This is a genomic window from Streptomyces sp. AgN23, from assembly GCF_001598115.1.
In the GTDB taxonomy this organism is placed as follows: domain Bacteria; phylum Actinomycetota; class Actinomycetes; order Streptomycetales; family Streptomycetaceae; genus Streptomyces; species Streptomyces antimycoticus.
Window position 1 is genome coordinate 1,884,409 of the sequence record NZ_CP007153.1, and the last position, 16,848, is coordinate 1,901,256.

16 protein-coding genes and 3 pseudogenes are annotated in these 16,848 nt (G+C 70.2%); 11 read left to right on the top strand and 8 right to left on the bottom strand.

From position 1 onward, the window contains the following. Nucleotides 1-507: 507 nt before the first annotated feature. Together AS97_RS08325 and AS97_RS08330 are read right to left on the bottom strand one after the other, a co-directional pair. On the bottom strand, nt 508-1,974 hold the full coding sequence (locus AS97_RS08325) for a HAMP domain-containing sensor histidine kinase (RefSeq protein WP_086708821.1): 1,467 nt from the start codon (nt 1,972-1,974) through the stop codon (nt 508-510). Beyond that, a complete protein-coding gene (locus AS97_RS08330; RefSeq protein ID WP_059143089.1) occupies nt 1,971-2,705 on the bottom strand; it encodes a response regulator transcription factor in 735 nt (244 codons plus the stop codon). Before AS97_RS08330 ends, AS97_RS08325 begins: the two co-directional genes overlap by 4 nt. 251 nt (nt 2,706-2,956) lie before the next feature. Between AS97_RS08330 and AS97_RS47010 the strand changes: the two are divergent. The 3 genes and pseudogenes from AS97_RS47010 to AS97_RS08335 form a co-directional block, all read left to right on the top strand. Next, nucleotides 2,957-3,251 (top strand): annotated as a pseudogene (locus tag AS97_RS47010) (ferric reductase); the annotation flags it as partial. A gap of 309 nt (nt 3,252-3,560) precedes the next feature. Next, a pseudogene (locus AS97_RS47015) lies at nt 3,561-3,722 on the top strand (DUF1918 domain-containing protein); the annotation flags it as partial. 72 nt (nt 3,723-3,794) lie between these two features. Continuing rightward, on the top strand, nt 3,795-4,793 hold the full coding sequence (locus AS97_RS08335) for a nitroreductase family protein (protein ID WP_349017637.1): 999 nt from the start codon (nt 3,795-3,797) through the stop codon (nt 4,791-4,793). Nucleotides 4,794-4,822: 29 nt separating this feature from the next. Here the strand turns inward: AS97_RS08335 and AS97_RS08340 are convergent, their stop codons facing one another. From AS97_RS08340 to AS97_RS08355, 4 genes are all read right to left on the bottom strand, one after another. Continuing rightward, nucleotides 4,823-5,494, bottom strand: a complete 672-nt coding sequence (locus AS97_RS08340) for a CBS domain-containing protein (RefSeq protein ID WP_210564632.1) — start codon at nt 5,492-5,494, stop codon at nt 4,823-4,825. A gap of 717 nt (nt 5,495-6,211) precedes the next feature. Continuing rightward, nucleotides 6,212-7,309, bottom strand: a complete 1,098-nt coding sequence (locus tag AS97_RS08345; protein WP_210564633.1) for an alkene reductase — start codon at nt 7,307-7,309, stop codon at nt 6,212-6,214. 122 nt (nt 7,310-7,431) lie between these two features. Next, nucleotides 7,432-8,394: an Lrp/AsnC family transcriptional regulator gene (locus AS97_RS08350; protein ID WP_059148771.1), complete on the bottom strand. Its 963-nt coding sequence runs from the start codon at nt 8,392-8,394 to the stop codon at nt 7,432-7,434. A 554-nt stretch (nt 8,395-8,948) separates the two neighbouring features. Next, the gene (locus AS97_RS08355) at nt 8,949-9,686 is read right to left on the bottom strand and encodes an SDR family oxidoreductase (protein ID WP_059148779.1); all 738 of its coding nucleotides are present in this window, start codon (nt 9,684-9,686) and stop codon (nt 8,949-8,951) included. Between the two features lie 93 nt (nt 9,687-9,779). On the opposite strand from AS97_RS08355, the gene AS97_RS08360 reads away from it, so the two are divergent. Both AS97_RS08360 and AS97_RS08365 read left to right on the top strand, forming a co-directional pair. Beyond that, the gene (locus AS97_RS08360) at nt 9,780-10,619 is read left to right on the top strand and encodes a LysR family transcriptional regulator (protein ID WP_086710368.1); all 840 of its coding nucleotides are present in this window, start codon (nt 9,780-9,782) and stop codon (nt 10,617-10,619) included. A gap of 61 nt (nt 10,620-10,680) precedes the next feature. After that, nucleotides 10,681-11,274, top strand: a complete 594-nt coding sequence (locus AS97_RS08365; RefSeq protein ID WP_059148769.1) for a DinB family protein — start codon at nt 10,681-10,683, stop codon at nt 11,272-11,274. A gap of 275 nt (nt 11,275-11,549) precedes the next feature. Here AS97_RS08365 and AS97_RS08370 read toward each other — a convergent pair whose 3' ends face one another. Further along, the gene (locus tag AS97_RS08370) at nt 11,550-12,038 is read right to left on the bottom strand and encodes an ArsI/CadI family heavy metal resistance metalloenzyme (protein WP_210564634.1); all 489 of its coding nucleotides are present in this window, start codon (nt 12,036-12,038) and stop codon (nt 11,550-11,552) included. Nucleotides 12,039-12,118: 80 nt separating this feature from the next. Between AS97_RS08370 and AS97_RS08375 the strand changes: the two genes are divergently transcribed. From AS97_RS08375 to AS97_RS47025, 6 genes and pseudogenes are all read left to right on the top strand, one after another. Next, nucleotides 12,119-12,529 (top strand): metalloregulator ArsR/SmtB family transcription factor, encoded by a 411-nt coding sequence (locus AS97_RS08375; protein WP_059148767.1) that lies wholly within the window; start codon nt 12,119-12,121, stop codon nt 12,527-12,529. Further along, on the top strand, nt 12,526-13,638 hold the full coding sequence (gene arsB, locus AS97_RS08380) for an ACR3 family arsenite efflux transporter (protein WP_059148766.1): 1,113 nt from the start codon (nt 12,526-12,528) through the stop codon (nt 13,636-13,638). Before AS97_RS08375 ends, arsB begins: the two co-directional genes overlap by 4 nt. Continuing rightward, nucleotides 13,631-14,050: an arsenate reductase ArsC gene (locus tag AS97_RS08385; RefSeq protein ID WP_210564635.1), complete on the top strand. Its 420-nt coding sequence runs from the start codon at nt 13,631-13,633 to the stop codon at nt 14,048-14,050. Before arsB ends, AS97_RS08385 begins: the two co-directional genes overlap by 8 nt. Before the next feature lie 120 nt (nt 14,051-14,170). Next, nucleotides 14,171-14,388: pseudogene (locus tag AS97_RS47020) on the top strand (site-specific integrase); the annotation flags it as partial. Between the two features lie 396 nt (nt 14,389-14,784). Further along, nucleotides 14,785-15,288, top strand: coding sequence for an ATP-binding protein (locus tag AS97_RS08390; RefSeq protein WP_059148764.1), 504 nt, complete (start codon nt 14,785-14,787; stop codon nt 15,286-15,288). Between the two features lie 35 nt (nt 15,289-15,323). Continuing rightward, nucleotides 15,324-15,794: a hypothetical protein gene (locus AS97_RS47025; RefSeq protein WP_247204275.1), complete on the top strand. Its 471-nt coding sequence runs from the start codon at nt 15,324-15,326 to the stop codon at nt 15,792-15,794. A 32-nt stretch (nt 15,795-15,826) separates the two neighbouring features. Here the strand turns inward: AS97_RS47025 and AS97_RS08400 are convergent, their stop codons facing one another. Further along, nucleotides 15,827-16,510: a pyridoxamine 5'-phosphate oxidase family protein gene (locus AS97_RS08400; protein ID WP_125759524.1), complete on the bottom strand. Its 684-nt coding sequence runs from the start codon at nt 16,508-16,510 to the stop codon at nt 15,827-15,829. Between the last annotated feature and the right edge of the window lie 338 nt (nt 16,511-16,848).

The following is a 16,848-nucleotide window of genomic DNA, read 5'->3' on the forward strand; positions in this document are numbered from 1 at the left end:
CCGAAGGTCCCGGTGCGCGCGTCCGCAGCCGACGCCTTCACCGAGGTGCTGCTTACCGACTTCGCTGCTGGGTACTGCGACCTGCTCTTACGGGTACTGCCACTGCGGTACTGCTTACGGCGGCCCCTGATCACCGCGGGCCACCCGGTCCGGTCGCCAGTCCCGTCGCCGTCCTGCAACCACCTTGGCTTCGGAACTCCACCACCGCACCGTCCTGCGCACTGCAACTGCGTGTACTACCGCCTGCCAGTTCGTTTCTGCCAGGCCCTGTTGACCTCGGTTACGAGAGAAACCATAACCACACCACCACCCAATGTCTACTCCAGCCAACACAGATTTCCGCGTGTTCGACTGTGAGGTAATCCACCTCGAACAGCGATGGAGGGACGGGAGCGAGATGGTCGTCGCCGAGTTGGCGGACCGCCGGCCGGGGCACAGGCACTGGCACTGGCAGGGCAGAAGATGACCGTCCAGGGGCCGGGCTGTTGAACTCCGCCCGTCCCCCGCTCAGCCCGGATCGGGCGCCGTGGTAGGGCGGGGGAGCCGGGTCCGGAAGACGGTGGTGCCCGGCCTGCTGGTCAGCGTGATCGTGCCGCCGTGGGCCGCGACCACGGCCCGGACGATCGCCAGGCCCAGTCCCGTTCCGCCGGCCGTCCGCGAGCGGCCGGGGTCGGCGCGCGCGAACCGCTCGAACACCTCGTCCTGGAGTCCGTCGGGCACCCCCGGACCGTTGTCCGACACTGTCAGCTCCGCCCAGGCCGCACCGGCCGTGGCGAGCCGTACGGTGATCCGCGTGCCGGGCGGGGTGTGGGTACGGGCGTTGGCCAGCAGGTTGCCCACCACCTGCTGGAGCCGGTGCTCGTCGCCGAGTACCCTCACCGGCTCCTCGGCCAGCTCCAGCGTCCAGCGGTGCCCCGGACCGGCGGCCCGTGCGTCGTCCGTCGCGTCCAGCACCAGCCGGGTCAGATCGACCGATCGGCGGCCCAGCGGCCGTCCCGCGTCGAGCCGGGCGAGCAGCAGCAGATCGTCCACCAGCGTGGACATCCGCTCCGACTCGGCTTGGATTCGCTCCAGCGCGTGCCGCACCTCATCCGGCACCGGACCTGGATGACGCAGTGCCAGCTCGGCGTGTCCGCGGACGGAGGCCACCGGCGTCCGCAGCTCGTGGCTGGCGTCGGCGGCGAAGTGCCGCAGCCGCTCCTCGCTCGCGTGACGACGGGCCAGCGCGTCCCCGACGTGGCCGAGCATGCGGTTGAGCGCGGTGCCCACCTGGCCCACCTCGGTGCGCGGGTCGGTGTCCGGCACCGGTGGCGGCATGGCCACCTCACCGCTGGCCAGTGGCAGCTCGACCACTTGGGCGGCCGTCGTGGTCACCCGCCGCAGCGGGCGCAGCGACAGCCGTACCCACAGTGCCCCGGCCACCCCGGTGACCAGCAGCGCGCTGCCGAACACCACGGTCTCCACAAGCTCCAGCCGGTGCACGGTCTCCTCCACCGGGCGCAGCGGCAGCCCGGTGACCAGGACGTCGCCGTCGTCCCCGTGGACGGCGGCCACTCGGTAGCCGCCGAGCGCGGACAGACGCACGCTGTGGCCGTCGCCGTCCACCGGCACCCCCGCCAGGACCCGCCGGTCGGCGCCGGTCAGCGGTACGGCGGCGTCCGTCTGGTCCCGTACCACCGCGGCATCGGTCGTCGTACCGCGCAGCAGCCGGGCGCCGAAGGTGCGTTCCGACTGGCCGCGGGTGTCGGGCGCGTTGTCGGCGTCGGGGCGCCGCTCACTGTGTTCAAGGCTGGCCGGGAACCGGCCTCCGGCCGCCGTGAGCTGCTGGTCCAACCGGCGCACCAGAAATCCCTCCAGCGCGAACACCGTCGTCAGCCCCACCGCCAGGCTCGCCACCGCCAGCAGCACCACCAGACCGGCGGTCAGCCGGGCGCGCAGCGTACGGGGCAGCCACCCGGGCAGCCGCCCCCTCATGACACCTCCGCCTTCAGGACATAGCCGACCCCGCGCACCGTGTGGATCAGCGGCGCCCGCCCCGCGTCGATCTTCTTGCGCAGATAGCTGATGTACAGCTCGACCACATGAGCCTGGCCACCGAAGTCGTAGCTCCACACCCGGTCCAGGATCTGCGCCTTGGACAGCACCCGCCGGGGGTTGCGCATCAGGAACCGCAGCAGTTCGAACTCGGTGCGGGACAACTCAACGGCCACACCCCCGCGGGTCACCTCCCGCGCCTGCTCGTCCATCACCAGATCCGCGACCACCAGCCGGTCGTCGCCCGGCTCCCGCGCCATCCCGGCCCGGCGCAGCAGCCCGCGCAGCCGGGCCAGCACCTCCTCCAGGCTGAACGGCTTGGTCACATAGTCGTCGCCGCCCGCCGTGATACCCGCGATCCGGTCCTCCACCGCGTCCCGCGCGGTCAGGAACAGCACGCACACATCCGGCAACTCCGACCGCACCGCGCGCAGCACCGCGAGCCCGTCGGTGTCCGGCAGCATCCAGTCGAGCACCACCGCATCCGGGTGGAACGCCCGCACGGCGTCCAGCGCGGACGCGCCATCGGCGGCGGTACGGACCTCCCAGCCCTCGTAGCGCAGCGCCCCCGACAGCACCTCGGTCAGATCGGGCTCGTCGTCGACGACGAGAACGCGGACCCGGGCGCCGTCGGGCCGCAGCAGAAAACGGCCGGTGGTGTGCGTATCCATGATGCGTCCAGCATCCCTCGCGGTGCGCCGTGGGCAGGCCCGCCCTTCCTCTGAGTTTCCTCTGAATCCGAAGGCGTCCGCCTCGTTCACAGGGTCCACAGGGCTTCGCCGATGACGCTGGCCGGGCACAATCGCCCGGGAGGACCCCCATGACCAGCACGACCCCAACGGTCCCGGCCATGACCCGCCCGTCCCGGTCGGCACCGCGCCCGCCCAGCCCCGTCCCGGCACTCGCACACCTGATGATCTGGGGCGGGGCCGCCGCCGTCCTGGCACTCGCCCGTCTCCACACCGGCCCCCGGGTACTCGCCGAGGGTCCGTACGGGGGCTTCACCGCACGCCGCCGCACCCGCAAGACCCTCCTGCTGGGCGGCGGCGTCGGGATCACCCCACTGCGGACCCTCTTCGAGACACTGCGGCGAGGTGACTCTCGTCTACCGGGCCCGGCGCCCCGAGGACCTGGCGCTGCGCGGCGAACTCGACGCCGTCGCCGCGGCGCGCGGGGCGGCCGTCCATTACGTCGTGGACGAGCCCGCCGTCTACTCCTCACCGCCTTCTCTGCCCCCTCCTCGCGGACCTCGGGAGCCTGAGCGGTCCGCGCCGCGTGCGGCGGCAGCATCCAGGTGTTCACCACAACGCGGGAGGGGCAGCCGACCGGACGTGTCGGTCTGACCAGACGACTTGCGCAGCAGATCGGCCTCGGACACCACGCCGATCGGACGCCTCATGGCTCCCTCTCCTGGCCACACGGCCCACCAGCGGGCCGTTCGGCCCCTGGTTCGAGGGCTGGCCGCCCCCGGGACACCGCTCGCCGACCGTGCCACGTTGGAGGTGAGGCAGAGAGGCGGGATGTCGATGCGTGCCCAAGTCGGCGACCAACTGATTGTCGAAAGCCCCCACACCGGTGCCACCAAACGGGACGGTGAAATCGTCGGACTCCACCACGACGACGGAACACCTCCCTATGACGTGCGATGGTCGGACACCGACCAGATCACCCTCGTGTTCCCCGGTCCGGACGCACACATTCACCCCATCGGGCACAGGCCGGAAGGGCAACGGGAGACGACCGGCCCCCACGGGTCCGCAGTGACGCACCGCAGTGCGCGTTCGCTCTCCGAAGCGGTGGTCATGGCGCTGGTGCGGGACGCCACGGCCGCCCCCTCGATGCACAACGCCCAGCCCTGGCGATTCCAGTACTCCCGGCGCAACCGCGTCTTCCATCTGCGAGCCGACCTCCGGGGCGCTCTCCCGCACACCGACCCCGTACTCCGCGCCCTGCACATCGGCTGCGGCGCCGCCCTGATGAACCTGCGGGTCGCGGTCGCCCACGAAGGCTGGCAGGCCACCACCCGGGTACTGCCCGACCCCAGCGACCCCATGCTGCTGGCCACCGTGACCCTCACCGGCCCGCTCGGCGACAAGGACGATCCAGCCGCCCTGTACCCCGCCGTGCACACCCGCCACACCAGCCGGTACCCCTTCGCCGAGACCCCGCTGCCCGATGCGGTGCTGACCGCCCTCGCCGAGGCCGCACACCGGGAGCACCTTTCGCTGTCCTTCGCCTCCGGCTCGCATCTGCGGTCCGTTATGGACCTGGCGCTGGAGGCCGAGGCCCGCAACCTCACCGACGCCGGCGCCGCCGCGGACCTGGCCCGCTTCACCCGCCGGGCGGGCGACACACGGCCGGCCACCGAAGGGGTCCCGGAATACGCCTTCGGGCCCCGCCGCCGCATCGGCAAGGCCCCCATGCGCGACTTCGCCGGCGGCAAACCGATCCCCGGCCGCCCGACCGTCGATTTCGAAACCGCACCCCACCTGGCGCTGCTGAGCACCGCACGCGACCGGCCCCTGGACTGGCTGCGCACCGGCCAGGCGACGGAACGGGTCCTGCTGCGCGCCACCGTCGAGGGAGTCTCGACCTCGTTCCTCACCCAGGCCCTCGAATGGCACGACCTGCGCTGGCCACTGCGTGACCCCATGTCGGGCAACGCGTATGTGCAGATGGTGCTGCGCCTTGGATACGGACCTCCGGGTACGCGGACCCCCAGGCGGCCGGTCCACGATGTGCTGGACATCGAGCCATAGCCACACCCGCACGATCAGGAACACCCCGTTCAGAAGGTGCCCGCCGTCGTCTCCCCCCGTCCGACACCCCGGAAATGGCACTCGACATCCACCACGCCCTCCACGGCCCGGGCAAGGCGCGCGGCCACAGGGATCGGCGCGGTGTCGCGGAGCTGCCCGCTGAGCGTGACAACTCCCTCATCCACCCCGACATGGATGCCGCTGTCGCCAGGAAAGAGATAGGCCACCACCGTGCGGCGGACCTCCTCCTCAATGTCCTCGTCCGGACGAAGGAAGACCTTCAGCAGATCAGCCCGGCTGACGATTCCCAGCAACATCCCCTCGGCATCGACCACGGGAAGCCGTTTGACCCCTCTGACGGCCATGATCCGGGCCGCCTCGGCCAACGTGGCATCCGTGTGCACGCTCACCGCCGGGGAACTCATCAGCTCCTCCGCCGTCACCGCCCTCGCTTTGGCGAGGTCAGGGAGGCGCCGCAGCTGCTCGAAGCGGCCCGGGTCGCTGTCCCGGAGTTCCTCCTTGGGCAGCAGATCCGCCTCGGAAACGACGCCGATAACACGCCCCTCACCCTCCAGCACCGGCATGGCGCTCACCCGCCACTGCCTCAGCGTCTGCACCATCTCCTTGAACGGCGCGTCACGCCCGACGGCGACCACCGTCCGGGTCATCACATCACTCACGATGTGCGGAGTCTCGGACACACGACCATCCTCCTTCTGCTTCTGCCTCGCCCGCCCCACGGCTCCCGACGCCCCACCACTTCCAGTCTCCGGCCGGGGAGTGTCCTCCGGCCACCGGAGAGCGCCCGGCCACCGGAGAGCGCATCGTTCGGCGAATCAGTCGATCACCGTCCTCTCCGCCCTGCGGGGGACATGGATCACCCCACAGCTGCTGGACGTCGTCCGTATCGTGATCGCGCTGCAATGGCCGCCTGGGCTGCTGTGCTGCCGAGGCGGCCTTTCGGGGGGATGGTTGGGGTCAGCGGCCGGGTGTGAGTTCGCCACTGAGCTTGCCGTGGAGGTAAGCGCTGGGCCCTCGGACACCGGATCGCCGCCTCGACCACTACAACAGACACCGGCGGCACCGATCCGTCGGACAACGGGCACCAGACCGACTCACCGGTCCAGAGCCGCCCATCGCCGGGGACCACACTCGCATCAGTGGACACGATCGGCTCAGCGGCCTCATCCGCGAAGACGCGCGGATCGCATAGGGTGACACGGATTCCGGCACCCACAGGCCCCGATCCGACCGGATCGGCGACCGCCCTCACGCTGCGGTCACTCAGAGAGTGGAGAGCTGGGACAGCGAGGCTCGACCCCCGCGCGCGGCCGGCCAGGGTGAGCCTGCGGCGTTTGCGGGGCTGATGCGACTGCCGGCACCGGTGACCACGGTGATCGCGCTGCTCAGGGCAGCGGTCACGAGAGGACTTCCTCGAAGCAGGGGTAGTCGGTGTAGCCGCGGTGGTCGCCGCGGTAGAACGTGGTCTCGTCGGCCTCGGCGAGCGGCGCGCCGAGGCGGAGGCGGTGCACGAGGTCGGGGTTGGAGATGAACAGCGTCCCGAACGAGAGGATGTCCGCCAGCCCGTCGTCGACCAGGCGCAGTTGCCGGGGGCCGGCGGGCCAGTCGTGGTGGGTCTCGTGCGGATTGAGCATGAACACTCCTGCCCAGTGCTCCCGCAGTTTCACCGTGAGGTCGCGGTGGCCCGGGAACTCGAATACGTGCAGGTAGGCCAGGCCGCGTGGCAGACCGTCGACCAGGGTCGGGTAGAGCTCGTGCAGGTCCGGCTCTTCGAGGCCGAACGCGGTGCAGCCAGGGGAGATCCGCAGTGCGAGCCGCTCGGCTCCGATGCGCGCGGCGACGGCATCGACGAGGTCGAGCGGGAACCGGACGCGCCCGGCGACGTTGCCTCCGTAGCGGTCGGTGCGGCGGTTGGCGTTGCCGGAGAGGAACTGCTGAATGAGGTAACCGTAGGCTCCATGCAGTTCGACACCGTCGAACCCGGCGTCGATCGCGTTCGCGGCCGCGTCGGCGAAGTCGGCGATGGTATCCGCGATGCCCTGCAGGGTCAGGGCTTGCGGTATCGGGTACGGCTTGCGCACGGCCGGTTCGCCGCCGTGGACGCGCACGACGCCTTCGGCGGCACACGCGGACGGCGCGAGCGGGTGCAGCCCGCCGCCGAGGAGTTCGGGGTGGCTGTTACGGCCGGCGTGCATGAGCTGTGCGTAGATCCGGCCGCCCGCGTCGTGCACGGCGTCGGTGACCTGGCGCCAGGACGCGACCTGCGCCGTGTCGTGCAGGCCGGGGGTGTCGGTATAGCCCTGGCCGACACGACTGGGTTGGGCGGCTTCGGCGACGATCAGCCCGGCCGTCGCGCGCTGCCGGTAGTACTCGGCCATGAGCGGGGTCGCTGACAGGCCGTCGCCGTAGGCGCGGCGGCGGGCCAGCGGGGCCATGGCGACGCGGTTGGGCAGGGTAAGCGGTCCGATGGTGATCGGGTCGAATGCGTTGGGCATCGGAAGTTCTTTCTCGGAGGGATGTGTTCTCGTGCCCCGCCACAATCCCCTCGCGCCGAGTTCCGCGGCAGGAACACCGTTTCAGTGGGCGCTATCCGACACGAAGGGCCTCGTACGCGGCGCTATCCGACGATCGGAGACGCCCCCTTGACCACCCGCATACTCGGCGCGGTCTCCACCGACAGCAGCCCGGGCAATGCCGCCACCGAGCCCGTCAGGTACTCGTACAGCGCCGTGCCAGTGGGGCACTGCACGCTCGCGTACAGATTGGACACACCGGTGGTGGCAGCCGCGAAGCTCACCTGCGGATGCTCCGCCAGCGCCGCACCCGCAGCCGCCAGCTCACCCGGCGCGACCGTCAGCCACAACCCCGCCGACGTCCGCGACCCCAGCAACGCCGGGTCGACATCGACATCGAAGTACACCACCCCGCCCGAGCGCAGCTCCGCCAGCCGCCGCCGCACAATCGTCTGCGACCAGCCCGTCGCCGTGGCCAGCGACCGGAACCCGGCCCGCCCGTCCAGCGCGAGCGCCTCCAGCAACGCGTTGTCCCCCGCCGACAGTTCCACCGGTCCGGTCACGCGTTTCGCCGCCGGTGGCGACAGCTGCGCGCGCTGCTCCGCCGTGAGCGGCCCGTTCTTCGTCAGCTGACTCTCGCTTCCACCGAAGAACGGGTGCAGCACGCGGTGCGCACTCACCCCGGTGACCCGGGGCGTGCGGGGCAGGCGAGACAGCACGGTCGACTCCGCGGCCGGCGTGTCCGTCACCGCCTGAACCATGCACAGGACCTCCGCGCCACCCGAGGCGATCTGCACCCACGACGTCTCCGCCTGCTTCGCCAGCGCTCGCGCGAGCCCCGCGACCGCCTCCGGTACGCACCGCACCCGCACCAGCCACAACTGCCGCCCCACCGCCTCCGGCCACACCGCACCGATCACCCGAACGCCCGCCTCGTTCCGCAGCCGCGCGTACCGGCGCGCCACTGTCTGGTCCGAAACCCCCAGCACCGCACCGACCAGCGAGAACGCGACCCGCCCATCGATCTGGAGCGCCTGCAGCAGCCCACGTTCGACCGCGTCCAACATGTGTCCCGTCCTACCGATCCGACTCATCCAGCGCGCCCCGTGGGCTCCCCGTACCGGCCACGCCTGATGGGCTCCGCCAACTACGCGTATCAGGGTTGATGCTCCGGTCTCGACGCCGTTGAGACCGGCCCGGCGTTATACGACAGACCGCTGGCCGACGGGGTGCTATGCGTCGATGAGTTCGGCCCGCTGCAACCTGATGCCGCGCGAGGCCAAGGCTTGGCGCCTGCCGGCCAAGCCTTGGCGCCTGCGGGCCACGTACAACCGCTAGCGGCGGGGTGATCCACACGCTCGCAGCCCGCGACCTGACCACCGGCCAGATCCGCTACCGGATCCTCAAACGCTGACGCGAGTTCCACGCCGCCCGCATCCGCTGGTACAACGCCCGCGCCGAGCCGAGGAACCGCCCCGCACCCAAGTCGCCCATCCGGCAGTGGACCGAGTACCCGGCCAAGGCTGCGTGGCAGAGCCCAGCGACGGCGATCTCCGCGGGACGCACATGGTCCGACGCGCGGTTACGGCCTGATCGACGGGGAACGCATCCGAGGGTCAGATCACCAGGGGACGACCCCGTTGTCGTCGAAAAGCTGGCCGGTCGGGCCGTCGTCCGGCAGGGTCGCCAGCCGGATGGCGATCGCCGCGCCCTGCTCGGGGGTCTGGGTCCCGCTGAATCCGTTGAGGTCGGTGGCCACGTAACCAGGGCAGGCGTTGTTGATCAGGATGCCGGTGCCGTCCAGCTCCTTGGCGTACTGGATGGTGATGGCGTTGAGGTAGGTCTTCGTCGGCGCGTAGGCCCCGCTGATCCCCCCGAGGTCGACAGCGGGCGTGGTCTGCAGGGTCAGGGAGCCGACATGGCTGGACTGGTTGACGATCCGCGGGTGCGCCGAACGGCGCAGCAACGGCAGCATCGCATTGGTGACCCTGATGACGCCGACGACATTGGTCTCCACCAGCCGCCGCACGGTGTCGAGGTCGAGGGTCGAGGGTTCCTCCGGCCAGCCGCCGGCCACGCCGGCGTTGTTGACCAGTACGTCCAGCCGCCCCGCACGCTCCTCGATCAGTTGGACCGCGGCGATCACGCTCTCGTCGTCGGTCACGTCCAGGGGCACACCGAAGGCGTCGGCACCAGCCGCGCGCAACTTCGCCACGGCGTCCTCCCGGCGCTGCTCGTCCCGGGCGCCGACGCCGACACTCCAGCCCCGCGCACCGAGCCCGGCCGCGATCTCGTACCCGATTCCCTTGTTCGCGCCAGTGACCAGCGCGATCGTTTTCTCGTTCACGACAGCGAGCATGCCCGCGCCGCGGCCGGACACCAACACCTACTCGGTCGTGCAGAAATACCCGAACGATATCGATCAGCCGTGAGCGGTCATTAGCCTGGGCGCATGGAAATACGCGAGCTGCGGTACTTCGTCGCCGTCGCCGAGGAGCTGCACTTCGGCAAGGCTGCCCAGCGCCTTGGGATAGCCCAGCCGCCCCTGTCCCGCACGATCACCCAGCTCGAACGGCGGCTCGGAATCGCACTGCTGGAGCGCACCAGCCGCAAGGTCACGCTCACCGAGGCCGGAGCCGTGCTGCTGGCCGAAGGACACGCGATCCTCAGCGCAGTGACCGCGGCTGAGCGGCATGCTCAACAGGCCGCGACAGCACACCCCAGCCTCGTCCTCGCCGTCAAAACCGGCACCGCCGGCGAGCTGCTGACGAAACTGCTCGACGCCTACGCCGCGGAACCCGGCGCAGCCACCGTCGAGCTGCTGCTCTGCGAGGCACACCAGCACCAGCGGCTGCTGCAGGACGGGCAAGCCGACGTGGCGCTGCTCCACCTGCCCTTCGACTCAGCGGCCGGGCTCGACACCGAAACCCTGTACACAGAGGGACAGGTCGCGATCCTGCCGGCCTCACACCCGCTCGCCGGCCGCTCCCAGGTCCAGATGGCCGACGTCACCACCCTGCCAACCCTCCCGATGGCCCGCTGGCCCGGCCCCGGCGGCAGCTACCCAGAAGGACCGGGCGCAGAGGTACGGAACCTGACGCAGCTCTTCCAGCTGATCGCGCTTGGCCGTACCACCGTGGTCATTCCCGAGTCCGCCGCCGCCGACCTGCGCCGGGACCTCGCCGCCGTGCCGGTCCTGGATGCCCCGTCCGTGACAACGGTGATCGCCTGGCCGCCGCGCAGCCGCCTTCGTACAGTTGCCGACCTGATCCGCGTGGCGACACGTCTTTGAACCGGGACGAGGAGGGCGGGAGCCGCGACCGCTGTCGGCGGGCGGTGCGAGACTCAGCCCCATGAAGCCCAATGACCCCAAAGATGACCTGCACCGCTACCTCAAGGCAGCCCGCGAAGCCGTCGTCTGGAAGCTGGACGGACTGTCCGAGTACGACGTCCGCCGCCCCCTGACACCGACCGGCACCAACCTTCTCGGCCTCGTCAAGCACCTCGCCAGCGTCGAACTCGGGTACTTCGGCCCAACCTTCGGCCGCCCGCACAACGAATCCCTCCCCTGGCACGAGGAGAACGCCGAGCCCAACTCGGACATGTGGGCACCCGCCGACGAGTCGCGCGAGGATGTCCTCAGCCTCTACCACCGCGCCTGGGCGCACGCGGACGCGACGATCGAGGCGCTGCCACTCGATGCGATGGGCCACGTCGCGTGGTGGGGCGACAACGACGGCGTGACGCTTCAGCGGATCATGCTGCATATGACGGCCGAGACGAACCGTCACGCCGGCCACGCCGACATCGTCCGCGAACTGATCGACGGCAAGGTCGGCATGCGGGAAACCAACAGCAACATGGATGGTGGCGACGTGGCCTGGTACGAGGAGTACTGGAACAGGCTGGAGGCGTCTGCCAAGGAGGCCCAGGCCAAGCCGAGCTGAACGGAGTCCGTTCGCGGAGGTGGGGGCTTGCTCGGGCAGCTCGCGTTGTCGCTACCTCCCCATCTCCACCTCATGAGGGCGTCGTCCGTTCCGCAGATTGATGACGTGAGGAGCCGTGTCCCGGAAGAAGTGGTGGGACAGGGGGCACCGCGAGCCGAGCCATCAACGGCAGCCAGCCTGAAAACCATCCCTGCCCCACCTGCAGGTCCCCATCGTCGCGAGCGATCAGGACGTGCTCAAGAAGGTAGGGCCGCCTGACCACCCATGGTCGCTTGTCAGTTGCCGCACCCGCAGCCCGCACCGGCCGCGGCGGGCGCGTCTTTCTCTTCGCCGCCGCAGCATCCGCCGGTGCCGGTGCCGGAGCTGGTGCTGAGGGCGGGGCCGTTGCCCATCTGCTCGGTGTCGGCCTTGACGGTGTAGACCTCCCAGGGCTCCTTGCCCGGGCCGTGGACCCAGACCTTGTCCTGGAGCGCGTAGCAGCAGGAGGTGTCGTTCTCCTCGAAGGTGGCCAGCCCCGCATCCTTCAGACGACCGGCGGCCGCGAGCACCTGGCCGGTGGAGGTGACCTCGACGCCGAGGTGATCCAGGCGGGTGTCCTGGCCGGGTTCGCCTTCGATCAGGACGAGCTTGAGCGGCGGCTCGCTGATGGCGAAGTTGGCGTACCCGGGGCGACGCTTGGCGGGCTCGACGCCGAAGAGCTGAGAGTAGAACGCGATGGACCCCTCAAGGTCGGCGACGTTGAGAGCGAGCTGGACGCGGGACATGACGATCCCCCTGTTCTCGTTGTATCGATGTCTGTCGATATAACCTTGCGCCTTGAATCGAAGAACGTCAACATAGAGGCATGTCGAAACAAGAGCTTGATGTGCTCGACCAGGACGGGGTCGAGGGCTGCTGCCCGGGACTGCTGACCGCCCCGCTGGACGAAGCACAGTCGGTGGAGCTGGCGAAGGTGTTCAAGGCCCTGGGCGACCCGATCCGGCTGCGGCTGCTGTCAATGATCGCCTCCCGGGCGGGGGGCGAGGTCTGCGTGTGCGACCTGACCCCCGCCTTCGACCTGTCGCAGCCGACGATCTCCCACCACCTCAAGCTGCTGCGGCAGGCCGGGCTGATCGACTGCGAGCGCCGTGGCACCTGGGTGTACTACTGGCTGCTGCCGGAAATGACCGACCGGCTCGCCGGCATCCTCACCCGCCCCGCGGGCACACCGCTCCCCGAGCGGACCGGGAAGACCGCCGCGGGGGCCGCCTCATGACCGCCCAGACACCCCACTCCGGGCCGGTCGCGGCCCGGCTGTCATTCCTGGACCGGTTCCTGGCGGTCTGGATCCTGCTCGCGATGGCCGCCGGCCTCGGCCTGGGACGGCTCGTTCCCGGCCTGGGCGAGGCGCTGGCGAAGGTGACCGTCACCGGTGTCTCGCTGCCGATCGCGCTCGGCCTGCTGGTGATGATGTACCCGGTGCTGGCCAAGGTCCGCTACGACCGCCTGGACACCGTCACCCGGGACCGCCGCCTGCTCATCCCCTCCTTGGCCGTGAACTGGATCGCCGGACCGGCGGTGATGTTCGCCCTGGCCTGGCTTCTCCTGCCGGACCTGCCGCAGTACCGGACCGGCCTGATCATCGTCGGCCTGGCCCGTTGCATCGCCATGGTCATCATCTGGAACGACCTCGCCTGCGGCCACCGCGAGGCGGCCGCCGTCCTGGTGGCGCTCAACAGCGTGTTCCAGGTGATCGCCTTCTCCGCGCTCGGCTGGTTCTACCTCTCGGTGCTGCCCGGCTGGCTCGGTCTGGAACAGACCGGCCTCGATGTCAGCGTGTGGGAGATCGCCCGCAGCGTGCTGATCTTCCTGGGTATCCCGCTGCTGGCCGGGTTCCTCACCCGCCGCCTGGGCGAGAAGGCCCGGGGCCGCACCTGGTACGAGAACAAGCTCATCCCGCGCATCGGACCGTTCGCGCTGTACGGGCTGCTGTTCACCATCGTCCTGCTCTTCGCCCTCCAGGGCGACGCGATCACCTCCCAGCCGTGGGATGTGGCACGCATCGCGTTGCCGCTGCTGGTGTACTTCGCCGTGATGTGGACCGGATCCATGGCCCTGGGACGGGCGGTCGGGCTGGACTATCCGCGGGCGGTCACGCTGGCCTTCACCGCGGCGGGCAACAACTTCGAACTGGCCATCGCGGTCGCCATCGCGACCTTCGGCGCCTCCTCCGGACAGGCCCTGGCCGGAGTCGTCGGCCCGCTGATCGAAGTCCCGGTCCTGATCGGCCTGGTCTACGTCGCCCTGGCCGCACGGCGCTTCTTCCCCGCCCCCGACAGCGCCCTTCAGCCGACCGTTGCTCCGGAAGGTTCCGCCCGTGTCTGAGTCCCGCAAGCCCTCGGTGCTGTTCGTCTGCGTCCACAACGCGGGCCGCTCGCAGATGGCCGCCGCCTTCCTCACCCACCTGGCCGGCGACCGCATCGAGGTCTGCTCCGCCGGGTCCGCCCCCGCGGACACGATCAACCCCGCCGTGGTGGAAGCGATGGCCGAGGTCGGCATCGACATCGCCGCCGAAACGCCCAAGGTCCTCACCAGTGAGGCCGTGCAGGCATCGGATGTGGTCATCACCATGGGCTGCGGCGACGCCTGTCCCGTCTTCCCCGGCAAGACCTACCTCGACTGGAAACTCGACGACCCGGCCGGACAAGGCGTCGCGGCTGTCCGACCGATCCGCGACGACATCCGCACCCGCGTCCAGAACCTGATCAACGAACTCACCCAGGGACACCGCGCGTGACCGCCACCACCGGGATATCCCGCACGAGGTCGGTCAACCCGCCCTACGGTGCGTTGATGCCCTGACCGGAGGCGTCCATGGAGACGACGGCCACCATGCAGCCGTACAGCTCGTTCCTCGGATGAGCACACCGTGGTGCGGGGGCCGGGTACCGGGTGGGATCTGCACGAGTACCGCCATTCCGTCCTGACCCACCCCGCGAGCAGGGCACTTCGCTGCTGATGCTGATGGCGAAGTCCCGGCACAAAAAGCCGGAGAACGTCCGCCGCGACTTCAAGCCGTCCCCCGAGGCGATCTCGGAGCTGACCAGCCTGCTCGCCCCCGGCGACGCCCGCCGCCGACCCGGCTGTCACAGCTGTGCCCCGCCGTGGAACCGCACCACGGCCAGACGGCATACCGCTGCCCGCCACCGCTCCGGGCGCCCACGCCGCCCGGGGCACAGTCGGTCCGCTATGGTCAAGGCATGTGCTGCTGTGCTCCCATGACAACAACCGCCGCTTAGCGGCGGTACCGCGGTTCCCGTAACCGCGGCCATTGCCTGCCCCCGCATGGGGCGGTGCCAGGACGTACCGCCGGATCAGTGTCCTGCCGGCAGTCACTCATCTTCCTGTGACGCCGGGTCGTCCTGCCTGATCAGGGAAGTCATGCCTCAGTCGCAGCGTTTCGATTCACAGCATCCGCATGCAGCCGGACCCAGCGTTACGCAACACCCACGTGCTGCCATCCTGCTTCTGATGGTCGGGCTCCCCGGGGCTGGGAAAACCACCCGCGCAAAAGAACTCGCCGCAACCCACCGGGCGCTGCGGCTGACCCCAGATCACTGGATGATCCCGCTGTTCGGCGATTCCATGGCCGACGGCAAGCGCTGGCTGCTCGAAGGGCGGCTCATCTCGGTCGCCCTGCAGGCGCTGAGGCTGGGGACCAGCGTCGTGCTCGACTTCGGGCTCTGGAGCCGCGATGAACGGTCGGCGCTGCGCTGGCTGGCCCGGTCGGTGGGGGCCTCATGCCAGGTGGTCTACCTACCCGTGGACAAGGACGTCCAGCTCGCCCGCGTCGCGCACCGCCAGGAAACAACACCGCATCAAACGTTCCCGATGAGCGAGGCCGACCTGGATGCCTGGCGGGAGCAGTTCCAGGTGCCTGACGCCGCCGAACTCGACGGCGGCGAGATTCCCACCCCACCGGCGGGCTGGCCGGAGTGGGCGGTAGACAAATGGCCCTCGTGTACCGACAGCTGACCTGGCCGGCCGCCATCGGCCACCACCCTTCGGTGATGACGCTCGACCCGCTGCGACTGGCAGCGGTGTTCCCGCGCCGCGCCGCCGGCGCAGAGATCACTCACCTCATCCACGACCGGGACGCGAAACTCACGACCGCCTTCGACGCCGTGTTCACCAGCGAGGACATCACCGTGGCCAAGGCCCCTCCACGCAGCCCCGACTACACCCCACACCCAGAACGCTTCACCCGCTCGGCACGGAAAGAGTGCACCGACCGTGTCCTGCTCTTCGACCGTGGTCACGCCCAGAAGATCCTCCGCACGACTACGCACACCACTTCAACAGCCGCCGCCCCCGCCACGGCCGACGCCGACAAGCCGCAGGCCCCATCAACGAGTACCACCGAGCCGGCTGACCGTAAGGAAAATCCCAGCTCACAACCAGCGAAGCCGTCTCAAGCGCTACGGGGTTCCCCAAGCCGCCGGCCCGGTGCGCAGGGCGGTGCGTGGTGTCACATGCCGTGACGCCGAAGCCGACCGGCACCCGTAGCGGCTGGTCAATCCACCTGGATCCGGCGACCGGTGATGCTCGTGGGCTCGAGGCGCAGCCACAGGTCACGGCTGCCGCCGGGCCATGGGGTGGTGAACGCCTTGTCGGCCAGCTCGCGTACCGCCGCCGGCTCTGTGACCTGCTGAGCGCGTCCGACGACGAGAACGCTCCAGCCCTGGCTGAGCGCCTCATCGAGATGATCCACCTCGAAGGCGACCTCGGTGCCGCCGGCCGCCGCCGTTGCGGTGTCGGGCGCGGTCCGGAAGACGACGGCGTCGTCGATCACGCTGTAGTTGACCGGGAGGATGACCGGTCCCCGGGAGGTGGACACCGAGATCCTGCCCACGCCGTGCGTCGCGAGTCGGGCCCGACACTCGGTGATGTCCAGCTCCAGCAGTCGGGGGTGGTGTCCGGCCCGACCGAGGCCGGGCGGCTGATCGGTGCCGCAGCCGTGCAGTGCGGCCGTGGTGGTCTCCAGGGCCGCGGCGATCCGGAGGAGGGTGCCGAAGCTCGGGTCGGCGGCGGACTCCTCCAGATAGCGCACGTAGCCCGGCGAGCTGCCCGCACGGGCGGCTACCTCCTCCTGTGAGAGGCCGAGCTGCGCGCGCCGCAGCGCGATGCGCCGCCCGAGGTCGCCTCCGTCGCCGGTGGGCTGCCTCGCTGCCGGGCTGGGGCGTGGTGGCTCGGACATCGGGGATCACCATCCCTTCGCCCATCGATGTCCTCTTCTGATACTCCGTGCGCGACCTTGAGCGGCGCCGGTGCTCCGGACGCCGAGCGCTCGGGACCCGAGCGCCTCGGCCATGGCCTCGCGGCCGAGGAACCTGCCAATCCGTCCTCCCAACCCGGTCATGAAGGCTCACTCGCCGCGACGTGGACTCGAGCCCCGCCGAAAAGGATCGCCCTCATGGCTCCATCGAATCACCGCTGTGGCCACACCGCGACGGGGCAAGCGGTGAAGCCGCGCATGACCGACTCGCGGCCGACGGACGCGCGTGGTGGGATCGCGCGCCCACGGGTACCCGAAGC